This window comes from Chitinophaga sp. H8 (assembly GCF_040567655.1).
GTDB classification, from domain to species: Bacteria; Bacteroidota; Bacteroidia; order Chitinophagales; family Chitinophagaceae; genus Chitinophaga; species Chitinophaga defluvii.
On record NZ_JBEXAC010000004.1, the window covers coordinates 51,671 to 66,844 of the forward strand.

10 protein-coding genes are annotated in these 15,174 nt (G+C 47.1%); 7 read left to right on the forward strand and 3 right to left on the reverse strand.

What is annotated here, in order from left to right:
- Positions 1-26: 26 nt before the first annotated feature.
- Positions 27-1,649 (reverse strand): NADP-dependent glyceraldehyde-3-phosphate dehydrogenase, encoded by a 1,623-nt coding sequence (locus tag ABR189_RS29185; protein WP_354664063.1) that lies wholly within the window; start codon positions 1,647-1,649, stop codon positions 27-29.
- Positions 1,650-1,849: 200 nt separating this feature from the next.
- On the opposite strand from ABR189_RS29185, the gene ABR189_RS29190 reads away from it, so the two are divergent.
- The 7 genes from ABR189_RS29190 (at position 1,850) to ABR189_RS29220 (ending at position 13,726) form a co-directional block, all read left to right on the forward strand.
- Positions 1,850-2,686 (forward strand): DUF8758 domain-containing protein, encoded by an 837-nt coding sequence (locus tag ABR189_RS29190; RefSeq protein ID WP_354664064.1) that lies wholly within the window; start codon positions 1,850-1,852, stop codon positions 2,684-2,686.
- 102 nt (positions 2,687-2,788) lie between these two features.
- Complete coding sequence (locus tag ABR189_RS29195) at positions 2,789-3,661, forward strand: AraC family transcriptional regulator (protein WP_354664065.1); 873 nt, start codon at positions 2,789-2,791, stop codon at positions 3,659-3,661.
- A gap of 302 nt (positions 3,662-3,963) precedes the next feature.
- A complete protein-coding gene (locus tag ABR189_RS29200; RefSeq protein ID WP_354664066.1) occupies positions 3,964-6,981 on the forward strand; it encodes a SusC/RagA family TonB-linked outer membrane protein in 3,018 nt (1,005 codons plus the stop codon).
- 36 nt (positions 6,982-7,017) lie between these two features.
- Entirely contained in the window at positions 7,018-8,643 is a 1,626-nt protein-coding gene (locus ABR189_RS29205) for a RagB/SusD family nutrient uptake outer membrane protein (RefSeq protein WP_354664067.1), read from the forward strand.
- A gap of 88 nt (positions 8,644-8,731) precedes the next feature.
- Entirely contained in the window at positions 8,732-10,519 is a 1,788-nt protein-coding gene (locus tag ABR189_RS29210) for an aryl-sulfate sulfotransferase (protein ID WP_354664068.1), read from the forward strand.
- A 49-nt stretch (positions 10,520-10,568) separates the two neighbouring features.
- On the forward strand, positions 10,569-11,753 hold the full coding sequence (locus ABR189_RS29215) for a glycoside hydrolase family 130 protein (RefSeq protein ID WP_354664069.1): 1,185 nt from the start codon (positions 10,569-10,571) through the stop codon (positions 11,751-11,753).
- 71 nt (positions 11,754-11,824) lie between these two features.
- Positions 11,825-13,726 (forward strand): sodium:solute symporter family protein, encoded by a 1,902-nt coding sequence (locus tag ABR189_RS29220; protein WP_354664070.1) that lies wholly within the window; start codon positions 11,825-11,827, stop codon positions 13,724-13,726.
- A 48-nt stretch (positions 13,727-13,774) separates the two neighbouring features.
- On the opposite strand, the gene ABR189_RS29225 is transcribed toward ABR189_RS29220, so the two are convergent.
- Both ABR189_RS29225 and ABR189_RS29230 read right to left on the reverse strand, forming a co-directional pair.
- Positions 13,775-14,035, reverse strand: a complete 261-nt coding sequence (locus ABR189_RS29225; protein WP_354664071.1) for a DUF6520 family protein — start codon at positions 14,033-14,035, stop codon at positions 13,775-13,777.
- A gap of 85 nt (positions 14,036-14,120) precedes the next feature.
- On the reverse strand, positions 14,121-15,173 hold the full coding sequence (locus ABR189_RS29230; RefSeq protein WP_354664072.1) for a hypothetical protein: 1,053 nt from the start codon (positions 15,171-15,173) through the stop codon (positions 14,121-14,123).
- Between the last annotated feature and the right edge of the window lies 1 nt (position 15,174).

The window sequence follows — 15,174 nt, forward strand, 5'->3', positions numbered from 1 at the left end:
TAAGATCTGCCTTATAATACTGTATTTTAGAAAATAAAATTAGTACTGAGGAAATCGGAACTACGCTCGTTCAAAATATCTTCCAGCAGCTTTTTGTTGGTATCATTTATCTTGGTAGCCACCAGCGACCGTATAGAGAATGAACGCAACGCATCATGCACGGATAAGGTACCTTCTGCACTGTCTTTCCGGCCGGTAAACGGAAATGCGTCCGGCCCACGCTGGCACTGGCTGTTGATATTCACCCGGCTTACCTGATTTACCAATGGATCTATCAGGGAGGCTACTTCTTCCGGGTTATTGCTGAAGATACTCACCTGCTGCCCATGCGGAGACTCGATCAGGTAATCTATTGTCTCTTCTATTTTATCGTAAGGTACTACAGGCATTACCGGTCCAAACTGTTCTTCTCTGAAGAGTTTCATTTTATCGTTCACCGGAAATACTACAGCCGGGAATACAAATGACTCCTGGGTAACACCACCGTTTTCATTAACAATGGCAGCTCCATGAGCAATCGCATCATCCAGTACTTCCCGGATATAAGCAGGCTTGCCAGGTTCTGCTACAGGTGTAAGTTGTACGCCTTTCTCCCATGGCATACCACATTTCATTTTGCTGATAGATTCACTGAGGCGGACATTAAACTCATCAGCAATAGAACGGTGCACAAACAAAATCTTGATGGCAGTACAACGTTGTCCATTATAAGATAAAGCACCCAGGATACATTCATTCACCGCTACCTGTATATCCGCATGCTGCGTAATAATAGCTGCATTCTTGGCATCCAGGCTCAATACTGCCCGCAGACGGTTCAGCTTAGGATGGTGTTTACGTAATTCATTGGCTACTTTACTGGAACCAATAAAGGCCAATACATTGATCTTACCGGTAGCCATAATGCCTGGTATCACTGCTGCTCCACGGCCATACACCGTATTCACCACCCCTTTCGGGAATGATTCCATAAACGCACGCAACAACGGATAATGTAACAACGTACCATGCTTTGGTGGCTTAAAAAGGATCGTGTTACCCATCAGCAATGCAGGGATCAACGTAGTAAAGGTTTCATTCAGCGGATAGTTGAAGGGCCCCATACAAAGCACCACCCCTAATGGTGAACGCCGGATCTGTGCAATAGCGCCTTCCTTGATTTCAAAACGGGAGGAACTGCGGTCTATTTCCTTAAGCGCGTCTATCGTCGCATTAATATATTCTATGGTACGATCAAATTCCTTAATGGAGTCTGCATAGGACTTCCCAATTTCCCACATGATCAGCTTTACGATCAGGGTACGCTGCTCAGTCATCTTGCGGGCAAATACGGAAAGGCAATTTATACGCCCATCCAGCCGCATAGTAGGCCATTCTCCGCGGCCATTATCATAGGCAGCAAGGGCTGCATCCAGGGCTTCAAAGGCTTCCTTTTCGGTGCCCAGCGGATAAGTGCCTATCAGCTTACGCTTCAGGCCATCGGCAGTTGGAATGTTGATGGGTGAGTATACTTCACTCACCGGCCCATTCCATTGTTTCATTTCCCCGTTTACCAGGTACTCTCTTTGATGAATTTCAGCAATACGGAACTCCTCCGGTATTTCATTCTCTTCAACAAAGAATTTCTTTAGCTCATCTTGAAAACTCATGTTTTATAACTTTATGCGTACAAAATACACAAAATAGATTTAATATACACATAGAATATTTCGATCTGGTTACAGTAGAAATTTATGACCCTGTTTCAGAGGGGAAAAACAACTATTGAAATGCTGATAGCTGCTCGCTAACTTTTTTATTTTCAACGATTCCCCTTAATTTCGCGGGACGTTCATAAAACGTCTTGCGCATGCCCGTGACTAAAGTTTTGATTACCGTTAAAAGTTACCCCACCCTGTCTTCTCATTATGATGAACAGCTTAGTATTGCAGGCTTCAGAGAAGATGGCAGCTTTATCAGGATATACCCCATCCCCTTCTCAAAAAAAACTTACGAAACACAATACCAGCTCTATGACTGGGTAGAACTGGACCTCACGCGGAATACCAGGGATTTCAGACTGGAAAGCTTCAGACCTGTAACCATAGATGCTCCGATAAAGAAAACAGGACATGTGGGTACGGACGATCATTGGAGTGAACGAAAAACCATTGTGCTGAAAAATGTATACCGTAGCCTGGCTACATTAATAATAGAAGCAAAGCACGAAGCGTTTTACACTTCGCTGGCTGTATTCAAACCTGCCCGGATACTGGATTTTGTAGTGGAGGAAACAGAACGGGAATGGAATAGCGACCGGTTGGAAAAATTACAGGAAGAAAAAAACAGCGGCCGGGTATTTGAGCAACCGGAAGATCCGTTTACCGTGCTGAAAAAGCTGCCTTATAAATTTTCTTTCCGCTTTACAGACGATAAAAACGAAACAATTACACTGCCGGTTGAAGATTGGGAACTGGCATCCCTGTATTGGAAATGCCTCAAAAAGTACAATGGTCCGGATAAAGAACTAAAGGCCATTAATGAAGTGAGAAAAAAATATCTGCAGGAGTATGCCAAAAATAGTGATCTCCATTTCTTCCTTGGTACCACACAAAATATACATGCGGCTTCAAAGCAGCCATTTACTATTGTTGGCTTATTTCAACCTGCAACGCCCCCTGCCGTGGTGCAGGGAAGTTTATTTTAGCACTGCTGTTTTGCCGGAATAATGCTCCCTGGCATCTGATGCTGCATTTCATGTCCGAATTCATTACTTTTAGGCACGACTAACCGAACCAGTGCCAAAACAATGACAACATCTAAAATCTATCGCGAAAAATCTCCCCTATCTGAAAAGGATTGCTTTGTAGTATTTGACCGCCGCAAATCGTCCTTTACATTCCCTGTACATGTACATCCGGAGTACGAGCTTAATTTTGTGGATGGTGCGCCGGGGGCGCAGCGTATTATAGGCGACTCCGTGGAATACATCGGGGAAAAGGATCTGGTGCTGATCGCCAGTCCGGTGTTAAAACATGCCTGGAAAAACGGCAACTGTACCGCTACCAATATCCACGAAATCACCATTCAGTTCCATCCTTCTCTTATCGAACAATGTCTGGATAAGAATCAGTTCAAAAGCATACAACGCCTCTTTTCCCACGCGGCCAAAGGCGTTTGCTTCGGCCCAGCTACTACAGAACGGGTACTGCCTCTCCTCCGCATCCTCACGATGGAAACCGATGGCTTTTACGCTGTGATGCGCCTCTTTATCCTGCTGTATGAGTTATCAAAAAGCGATGACTTCCGCGAACTATCCAGTACGGTGGCCCCGAAAATGACAGGTCCCACCCTCCTGCTGAACACACTTCAAAATCATATCAACCATCATATCAACCGCATGATTCCTATGGCTGAAGCAGCTGCAGTACTTAATATGAGCCGCTCCACCTTCGCCAGATTTATTAAGCTGCATACCGGCATGAATTTTACAGACTACCTGCTTGATTTCCGGATCAATAAGGCTATCCGTGAACTGAAAGCCACCTCTTCTATCCCGGATGTGGTAACACAATGTGGCTTCAACAGCATATCATACTTCTACCGCGTATTTAAGAAGGCGCAAGGCATCACACCTGCCGAATTCCGGGATAACTTCAAAAAACAACAGGTAATCATCTAAGCATATTTGAGCAAATAGTTCAACCTATTTGAATAAATCGTACAATTTTCGCCATTCATAAGTGAATAATAACGGCTTCAGGACAGGATGCCAGCAATACGGATAAACTTACGTAACACTACTTCCTGCACACTTCCAGCCTTCAGTACATACACGGAAACAGCGCTCCGTAAAAAGACCGGATAGTTCAATCAGTTTGAGCTTAACGGACAAAGCCTCCTATTGCATTTCCACTAGCTTTATCCCCTGAAAACGCCGGTAATCAACCGAAATAACATTCACCCTTAAATTAGTTTCTACGTATGAAAAAAATGATACTCATACTGTTGGCCGGAGCCATCAGCCTGTCTGCCTGGGCACAACAGGCCCGCCAGGTCAAAGGTACGGTAACCGACAAGGAGAATAATCGCATACCAGGCGCCACCGTTAGGATCAAAGGCACCAACAAAGGCACTACGACAGATCAGAACGGCAATTTTACACTGGATGTTACACGTGGCCAGGTACTCGAATTTTCTTCTGTTGGTATGCAAAAAACAGAAATAGCAGTAGGAGAAACTGCCAGCTTCGCTGTGTCACTGGAGTCTGATAGCCGGCTGGAAGAAGTGATAATAGTGGGTTATGGCCGCGTTAAAAGAAAAGATCTTACTGGTGCTATCGCCTCCGTAACAGGTAAGGACCTTCAGGCAGATATGGCCAAGAGCGCCAGCGGTGCGCTACAGGGCCGTATAGCGGGTGTAAGTGTATCCAACATGGGTGGACAGCCCGGCGCTGGCATGAGCATTAACATCCGTGGACTTAGTTCTCTCGGTTCCAACACACCGCTATACGTGATCGACGGTGTGTACGGTGATATCAACATGGTAGACCCCGCCGATATTGCTTCCCTCGAAGTACTGAAAGATGCTTCTGCTGCCGCTATTTATGGCTCCAGGGCTGCCAATGGCGTTGTACTGATCACTACTAAAGGTGGGAAAAAAGATACACCTCCTACGGTTAGCATTAATGCCTATACGGGGGTACAGACCATCACCCGTAAACTGGATGTGCTCGATGCGCAGCAGTGGAAAAATGTGATGAAACAATCCGGATACCTGCCCCAGGAAGCCATCGGATTTGAAGGCCCCGGCACCAACTGGCAGGACGAAGTATACCGCACAGCGCCGGTTTCCAAGATTAATATAGCGGTAACAGGTGGCTCCAAAAATACCACCTACAACCTGTCGGCCGGCTATCTCGACCAGCAGGGTATCCTCATCAATTCCGGATATAAAGCCTATAACCTCCGTTCTAAAAATACCTTCTCTTTTGCCGACGACCACATCCGTCTGGGCAACACCTTCATGCTGCGGTCTTCTCAAAAAGATATCAACCGCCTCACCATTACAGATCCCCTGCGTCAAAACCCGCTCATGCCGGTACATGACCCTAAAAAACCTGGTGGTTATGCAGGGATCGCTCCCTGGATGAAGAACATGGACAACCCGGTGGGTGCTTCTATGCTGTTTGAAAATCAGGTACCACAAACGGATATCCTCATCAACGCTTATGCAGAAGCCGACCTCTGGCTGAAAGGATTAACGTATAAATTTAACCTGGGTATCAACAGAACCAACGGCCGTAACTATAACTACAACGCTCCTTATGACTTCGGCTCAGGTGCTGTACAATCCAAACTGTCTGAATCCGCATTTTTCAACAACCAATGGCTTGCTGAAAATACACTGCACTACGATAACACTTTCAAAAAGCACAATATCTCTGCACTCGTGGGGTACTCTGCCCAAAAGAATTCCAACCGCGGTTTTGGAGCCAGCCGTACTGACATCCCATTTGGTACCAACTCTATAGATGCCGGTGCCACTACACAGCAAACCACCTCAGGCAGCCTGCAGGAATATGCATTGGTGTCACTTTTTTCCAGATTGATGTATAGCTACGATTCCCGCTATCTCTTCTCTGCTTCTGTACGCAGGGATGGTTCCTCCCGCTTTGCCAACGGTCATCGCTACGGGGTATTCCCCTCTGTATCTGTAGGCTGGAATATTATGAACGAAGCCTTTTTTGAGAATGCCAAAAGCGTAGTGGAAGAACTCAAATTACGTGGCAGTTACGGCGTGCTCGGTAACCAGGAAATCGGTAACTACACCACCCAGAGCATCAGCTCCAGCGGTATCAATTACCTGCAGGGCGGCACCTGGTGGATGGGCACCAACACCGGTGTAGTATGGGTATCTCCGCGTAACCTCACCTGGGAAGAAACAAAAACCAGCAACTTCGGACTGGACGCTGGATTCTTCCGTGGTAAACTCTCCCTGACTGCAGAATACTATGTACAGGAAACTAAAAATGTACTGCTTAGCATCGCCATGCCTGGTTCTGCCGGACTGGACGGCAGTCCTACCATGAATGCCGGTATCATCCGCAATAAAGGATATGAATTACTGGTAAACTACAAGGGCAATGCCGGACAAGTACAATATAGCCTCGGTGTGAATGCTTCCACTGTAAAGAACGAAGTGAAAGCGATCACTGTAGGTAGCTCCAAACAAGAGTTTGGCGGTTACAACCCGCAAGGCGAAGGTACCATCACCTGGGCAAAAGTAGGTGATCCTATCGGGGCATTCTACCTCATTAAAACCAACGGTATCTTCCAGAGCCAGGAGGAAGTAAGCGCACACACCACCAATGGCAAAATGATACAACCGGATGCCAAACCCGGCGACATCCGTTTCATTGACTTCAATGGCGATGGCAAGATCACCGATGACGACCGCCAATATGCCGGCAGCCCTTTCCCGGATCTGACCTATGGCATCCGCGGTAGTGTTCAATACAAAGGCTTTGACCTCAATTTCTTCTTCGATGGTATGGTTGGCAACAAGATCTACAACTATACCCGTGCAAGGATGGAATCTATGAATGAGTTCACCAACTTCGGCGCCGGTGTGCTGAATGCCTGGTCTGAAACAAACAGGAATACCAATATGCCCCGCTTTACACAGGAAGACAAGAATAAGAATGCCCGTCGCGTGAGCGACCGCTGGCTGGAAAATGGTGCTTTCTTCCGGCTCAAAACACTGGAATTGGGCTATGCATTGCCTGGCTCGCTGGTAAACAGAGCCCGCCTGCGTGATGTACGGGTATTTGCGGCATGTGAAAATGTATTCACCGTTACCAAATACAAAGGCTATACGCCAGACCTCGGTCAGAATGACGATCAGAATGGCGGTGGCTCCAGCACCATGTCAAGGGGTACCGACCACGGCAGGTTCCCGCTTGCCAGAACAATCATGGCTGGTCTGCAGCTGAATTTCTAATCGTGTCACCATCACCTATTTCAAAAAAAGCAACAGATGAAAATCTCCATCATACAAAAAATCACCATGGCAGCTGCACTTACATGCTCCATGGCAGCCTGCAATGAATCCAAGTTTCTCGACCTGGTGAATCCCAACCAGGCGGTAGATAAAACCTTCTGGACCTCGGAGGCAAATGCACAATCTGCACTGGCCACCGTTTACTCCCCCATCCGCGGACAGATGTACGGTTATTTTGGCGGATATACCGGCTGGCATACCATGAACCGGGCCGACGATGTATGGTTCATCCTCGGAGAGGAAATGCACAATTGGGAACCGGCTACCTATACCAATACAGCCAACACCGCTGAAAGTGACTTTGGCAGGCTGTACAATTGTATCAACCGCGCCAATGTGGTAATGAAGAATATACGAAATGTGCCAATGGAGGAGAACAAGATTAACGAACTATATGGTGAGGCTGCATTCCTTCGTGGTTACGCCTACTTCCTGCTGGCCAGCAACTTCGGTGATGTCCCCCTTCGGCTGGTATCTGCCGGCGATGATGCGAGTGAGATCATGAAACCGTCCTCTCCTGAAGCAGAGGTGTGGAAACAAATCGTAGAAGATTTTAAAACCGCCAAATCATACCTGCCGGTTACCCGCCCTTCAGCACAAGCTGGCCGTATAACAAAAGGTGCTGCTATTGCACACCTCGGTAAGGCATACATATACATGAAGCAATATGCTGAAGCAGAAACAGAGCTGGCGGCCCTTCTTAAAGCTCCTTACACCTACGACCTGATGCCCAAGTTTGAAGACAACTTCACTGAATATACGGAGCTAAACCAGGAGTCTGTTTTTGAAATCATGTATGATGGCAGCTTTGGTGAAGGCTCCTGGGGTTCTGAAGAACCTACTTCCACACAGGGATTTGTGATTGCCAACTTCGCTGGCCCTCAGGGTACCGGCGGCTGGTTCAAATGGATGCCCACCGCTTCCATCGTGAAAAGCTTCATCACGGAAGAAAGACCTGCTGGCGCTGATACCAGATTCGACAAACGGATGTACACCAGCTTCTACTGGAAACACTCCGACTTTAAAGACAAAGTGGCCGATGGTGCCTGGTTCGGGAACCTGTCCTTCGACAAAATATGGGAGGCTTCTGCTACCAAACGCTTACGCGGTGAGCCGGACTACCCTTCCATCGATGGCGTAAAAGGCCGCTTCCTGATCAAGAAATACACGAATTTCTACAAGAACCAGCCCGATGCCAACAGCATGTACAACCAGCAAAACCAGAACAACAACCTCCGTATCATGCGCTTTGCGGAAGTATTGCTGCTGCACGCGGAAGCATGTATCAAAAACAACAACCTGAACGGCGCTATTGCAGACCTTACCCGCATCCGCGACCGTGCCGGCCTGGCCAAAAAGACCTGGGCTACTCCGGATGCCCTCTGGCAGGAAATGATTCATCAGAACGAACTGGAGTTCTTCTTTGAGGGACACCGCTTCTTCGATCTGAAACGCTGGTATCCCTACGACCAGATGAAACAGATCCTCGTAGCGAATAAAAAACAAGGGGCGGAAAACTTCCTGGCAAAACACTACTATCTGCCTATTCCGCAGAATGAACTGAATACCAATACCGCTATCAAACAACATCCCATGTGGTAATACCTTAAAAATGGTGCAAGGGCGGGAATAATATTCCCGCCCTCTCCTTTTAACTGCTGCTATGAATACAAAAAACTTTTTTCAGGGCATGAAGAGCATACTGTTCCTCGCCTCCTTTATATGCCTGGTACAGGCCTGCCGTAAACATCAGGCTGATACTACGCCTGAAGATCATACCACACAAAAGATACTGGAGCGGATGGCAGATAGTGGCTATCTGCTGAATAGCTTTATACAGGAAGATGCTGCTTATCTTTTCCACTTCGAAACGGAAGATGTACGCATCCCTGTTACGGATATCAAAAACATCAGTGAAGACAAAGCGCTCTGGAAAACACAGGTAACACTACGTGATGGTACCGTTCTCACCATCCCTTCGAAGGGGGACGGCCTGGATTTTATGGTGAAGGAAATAACCTTAAACCCCTCCGGATTCAATCCCCTTGCTGCTGTGGCAGACGTATGGCTCCCCGCTGCAGGAAGGGTAAAGGTGACGGTTTATGGAAAGGAAGGTTCTTCCGGTACCATTTCACATTTGTGCCAGTCAGTTACCGAGCGTCAACAAGTACCGGTATTCGGGCTCTACGCCGGATATGATAACACGGTACAACTTACCTTCACCGATAAAAACGGTAATGAACGCGGCAGCACAAAGCTGCACATCAAAACCAACCCTTTACCTATACAGAACTTCCCGGTGCCACGAACAGTAACGGCGCAACCTCAAAAAATGGAACCAGGTCTGAACCTGGTCAGTTATCCCGGCGAAAGTGAGCTGGACGTATCCTGCCCTTATATGGTAGATGCAGAAGGGGAGATCCGCTGGATACTATTACTAAAAAACTCGCCCGACTTACAACGTTTCGGTGCAGCCATTGGGCTGAAAAGGAGGAAGAACGGCAACTTCCTTTCCGGCGACGGACAACTTCACCGTATCGTAGAGTTGGATATGTTCGGCAAACTCATTAAGCAATGGGATCTCTCCAAATTAAACTACACTTTCCACCATGAAGTAGCTGAAGCTGCAAACGGCAACTTTCTTATTACCGTCAGTAAATCCGGGGCGCGTCTGGTAAACGGTAATCCTCGTATCAATGACCACATCATTGAACTCGATCCCGCTTCAGGTGCTGTGGTAAAAGAATGGGACCTGTCTAAGATGCTGGATACTTCCAGGTATGAAAAATCCGATGGTATCACACCTCCCATGTTTTCACAATCTCCTGGCAACTGGGCACACAATAATGGGGTTACGGAATTGGGTGATGACCTGCTGATCACTATGCGCTATCAGGGGCTGGCTTCGTTTACCCGGACAGGTAATCTGCGTTGGATCATTTCACCACACCAGGGATGGAGTGAACCCTATCGCAAATTTCTCCTTCGTCCAGTGGATGAAGAAGGACACCTGCTGACAGACACAAAAGTGATCACAGGCGAAGCTGCTGCACCTGGCTTCGACTGGGCCTGGGGACCACATACACCGGTAAGCCTTCCCAATGGAAACATCCTCGTGTTCGACAACGGGTTTAACCGGCATTTCATTCCCAATGCACAAACCGCGAATTATAGCCGGGTAGTAGCATATCGGGTGGATGAAGCAAAAGGAACCATTCAGCAATTATGGTCATACGGACAAAGCCGTGGCCTCCAGGGCTTTTCCCAGGCGCTTTCCGGGGTACAGTACCTGAAACAAACCGGACACGTACTGTTTTGCCCTGGTATGGGCGTATCCACTTCTAAAGGATATGGCGGGCGTGTAGTGGAGATCGACCCGCTCACAAAAGAAGTCATCTTCGATCTGGAAATCACTGCTCCCAGTAATACCGCTTTTCACCGGGTCACAAGAATACCATTGTACCCGGATAATATCTGATGTGTAGCTTTTTTTGATAATCCATTAGTTGTAGTAAGAGAAAAATTTTATGAGAGATCAGTTTCAGCAACGCTGGGAGGAACTTATGCAGCAACAGGAAGCATTGCTGGCCCAACTGAATACACCGCATCAACACCACAATGGCATCGTACGCAGATACCGGAACCCGGTGATCACCCATCATCATGTACCCATCGACTGGCGGTATGACCGAAACCCGGACACTAACCCATATTGCCTGGAGCGCATTGGTATTAATACCACCATGAATGCAGGCGCCATTAAGTGGAACAACAAATACCTGTTGATGGTAAGAGTGGAAGGGACAGACCGGAAATCTTTTTTCGCTATTGCAGAAAGCCCCAATGGCATCGACCAGTTTCGCTTCTGGCCCCGGCCTGTAGAAATACCGGATACCGACCCACACGAAACGAATATATACGACATCCGGTTAACGGCACATGAAGATGGCTGGATATATGGTATTTTCTGCAGTGAACGCCATCACCCTGAAGCCGTGCCAGGCGACCTGTCTTCTGCGTTGGCCAGTGCTGGCATTGTACGTACGAAAGACCTGCTGACCTGGGAACGTCTCCCCAACCTCAAAGCCTCCAGTCAGCAGCGTAATGTGGTACTGCACCCGGAATTTGTGAACGGTAAATATGCGCTCTACACCAGACCACAGGACGATTTCATTCTCGCCGGTACTGGCGGAGGTATCGGCTGGGCATTGATAGAAGACATCTGCAACCCGGTTATCCGCGAAGAGCAGATCATCAACAAACGCTACTATCACACCATCAAGGAATTAAAGAACGGAGAAGGCCCTCATCCTATCAAAACCCCAAAAGGATGGCTGCACCTGGCGCACGGTGTACGAAACTGTGCAGCGGGGCTACGGTATGTATTATATACCTACCTGACCGCACTAGACAACCCTGCTCACCTGATTGCAGAGCCTGGTGGTTATCTGCTGGCACCGGATGGCATGGAACGTATCGGCGATGTATCGAATGTGTTGTTCTCTAATGGGTGGATCTGTGATGAGGATGGGACGGTATATATCTATTATGCCTCCAGTGATACCCGTATGCACGTGGCGGTATCGAGCATAGATAAATTACTCGATCATTGCCTGCACACGCCCGCTGATGGCCTCCGGTCCGCAGAATCAGTAAAGCGGATCAATGAGCTGATCAACAGGAATATGGCCTTCAGGGAAACCTACAGATAGCGACAAGTTGCCCCGCTTAAAAATAATCTTATCTTTAGTGATTATAGCCAAGTTAAGAGGATACGCTACCCATGAAGCTCGCTTTTATCGATATACTCATTATTGCCCTTTACCTGGTTACTATGATCGTGATCGGTCTGATAGTCAAGAAAAGAGCATCTAAAAACCTGGATGAATATTTCCTTGGTGGTAAAACATTGCCGTATTACCTGCTCGGATTATCCAATGCTTCGGGTATGTTTGATATCTCTGGTACAATGTGGCTGGTGTACCTGGCTTTCGTTTATGGGCTGAAAAGTTTGTGGATTCCCTGGTTATGGCCTGTATTCAACCAGGTGTTCATGATGGTATACCTGTCCATCTGGCTGCGCCGCTCCAATGTACGTACCGGTGCAGAATGGATACAGACGCGCTTCGGCTATGGCAGCGGAGCAAAGTTATCTCATGCTATTGTAGTCTTCTATGCCGTCATTGGCGTAGTGGGATTTCTGAGTTACGGTTTCATCGGTATAGGCAAATTTATGGAAGTATTCCTACCCTGGAGTGCAGTATCCGCCTACGTTCCGTTTGATGTACCCGCTGCTTTTGTACCTCATCTCTACGGCATATTTTTTACCGGCATCGCCACCTTTTATGTAATCCTGGGAGGTATGCAAGGTATCGTGTGGGCAGATGCCGTACAGTTTGCCATCATGACGATATCAGGGGTTGTAATCGCAGCAACGGCTATGAGCGCCATCAGCCCCGATATGCTGGCCACCCATATACCTGCAGGCTGGGATAATCCTTTCTTTGGATGGGAACTTAACCTGGACTGGAGCCACCATATCCCCGCCATCACAGGGAAAATTGCCGCCGACCAATACAATCTCTTTGCCGTTTTTGTGATGATGATGCTGTTTAAAGGTATCTTTTTCAGTATGGCCGGCCCTGCTCCCAACTACGACATGCAGAAAATACTGGCTTGCAGAACACCCCGGGAGGCTGCACTAATGAGTGGTTCCGTATCAGTATTTCTAATGGTACCCCGGTATCTCATGATCATGGGCTTTACGCTGCTCGCCATCGTTTTTTTTAGCGACGACTTCCGGCAAATGGGTAACGGAATAGATTTTGAAACAATATTACCCCGGGCTATCAACCAGTTCTCCCATGCCGGCATGACCGGCCTGCTGCTGGCTGGCCTGCTGTCTGCATTCATTTCCACTTTTGCTTCTACCGTAAATGCAGCTCCTGCCTACCTGATCAATGATGTATACCTGCGGTACATTAACCCTACTGCTTCCAGCAAATCACAGATACAGGCAAGCTATCTGATCTCTATTGCAGTGGTAGTCTTTAGCACCATTATCGGCTTTTATATTCATGATATTAATTCTATCCTGCAATGGATCGTTTCCGCCCTCTACGGTGGATATATTGCTGCCAATGTGCTGAAATGGCACTGGTGGAGATTCAACGGCTACGGTTTCTTCTGGGGGATGTTCACAGGTATTCTTGCGGCCATGATCGTGCCCCACCTGTTCCCAAATACACTGCCATTATATTATTTCCCGGTAATGCTGGTAATATCACTGATCGGCTGCATTGCAGGCACCTATTGCTCTAAACCGGTAGACGAAGCAACTCTGATCGATTTCTACTTACGGGTGCGGCCCTGGGGATACTGGGGACCAATAGCACAAAAAGCCCAGGCACGCTATCCAGGCCTTACAAGAAATACCAACTTCCGTAGGGATGTGTTTAACATCGCCGTAGGTATCGTATGGCAATGCTGCCTTACCCTCCTTCCCATGTATATTGTATTGCAATACAACCTGTCTCTGCTAAGTACCCTGTTGGTGCTTGGTATTACTACGCTCATTCTCAAAAAGAGCTGGTATGACAAAATGAACCGGGAGGAGGAAGCGTATAACAAATTTATGGAAACGATTGCTGTAGATCGGGTAACACCTGTAACCGCTGCTCCTTAGGATATGTAAAGCCCTGCGGATGGCAAGGCTTTACACATTATTTTATCATCAAGGTTGTGAAAGTACCGTACTGCTGCAGGTACCATTGGATTCCAGTCTCAGACACTGAAGCATCCTTCCTGATATAGTTACTGTACAGGTAGTAGATCCACCAGCACAGTATTTCCGGTACACGCAAGGTGAGCCTTGGTCAGGTACCTGCTGGAGGTTGGTATACCCATCCTCCGAGAATGTAACATTGGTAGCAAAAGCACCTGCGATGGCAATCGCAAATACCGCTACAGAAAGACCCATTTTCTTTAAGTTCATAACAGTGAAATTATTAGTTCAGATATATGCCTACTATTTTCTACAGGTTTTCGGCTACTCCTGTTCTATTGCAATAGAAATGATATTAATTACCTGTAATGGTATAGGCATGCAATGCATGTTCATATAAGGCAAACAGCTGATTCCCTTTTACTACAAAGTCTGTCATACGCGCTTTCCTGTTAAGCGGAATATATAAAGTGTGGATATAATCACCTTTTTCCAATGAGAACACATCTATTATTTCATTATGCTGGCTGTGCTGCCTGTCCTCATTATCTGCCAGCAGGGAAGAAAGTACATAGATCTTACCGTCGTCTATGCTGGCGCTATTGTTTACATAGTTGGGGGGTGCAGAAAACTTACTAACTCCCGTAGACATATCTGCTACCTGTATCTTGGCCGTTGTATTGGTGTCCAGCGTATGCCCTTTATAAATCACATGCAGGTTAGTATCGAGGGTGATAAATTCATTCCGGTAATGGTACAGATAAACCAATTTTCCTGTACGTTTGTCGTAGTCTAGTGTACCGTCTGTACAGAAGATGCCATCCACCTGTTTTGTAATAATATCCTTTCCCAACTTTACGAAGGGCGAATCCGTTTTTATTTTTACAAGTATATTCTGCTTATTCCCCAAAGTATCAATATGAATACTGCGTGAAATAAAAGAAGTAGCCGAGATATTTTGCAGTACATTAAAGAAACAGCTTTGTGGCAGAAAGCGACGCATACTCAAATCACCCAGTTGCCCGTTATAAAGAACAGGTGTATTTCCTTCTGCCATATATACCGCAGGGGAATCTACCATTACCCGCGCCAGCTTCCAGGCATATCGTTCTCCGGGAGGGGTTTTAAGTGTCAATTGCTGTGTATCCTTTAAATTCTGGTGTACTGCCAGCAAATGCAAAGCGGCAGAATAATTGCCTAAATAAAGATGTTGATCTGTACATCCGGCAATATAATAGGCAGGGCTGCGTAATTCAAGTGAGTGCGTAAGTATTGCTGTATGTGGCTGCAGCTTACGGGTAAAACCGTTCTTTTGCTCATTAGGTTTATCTGCAAAAACATACAGCCCCAGTACCAGCATCAGACAAGCCACAATGCAAAACGCGGCAAATTTAAAAGGTTGTTGCATA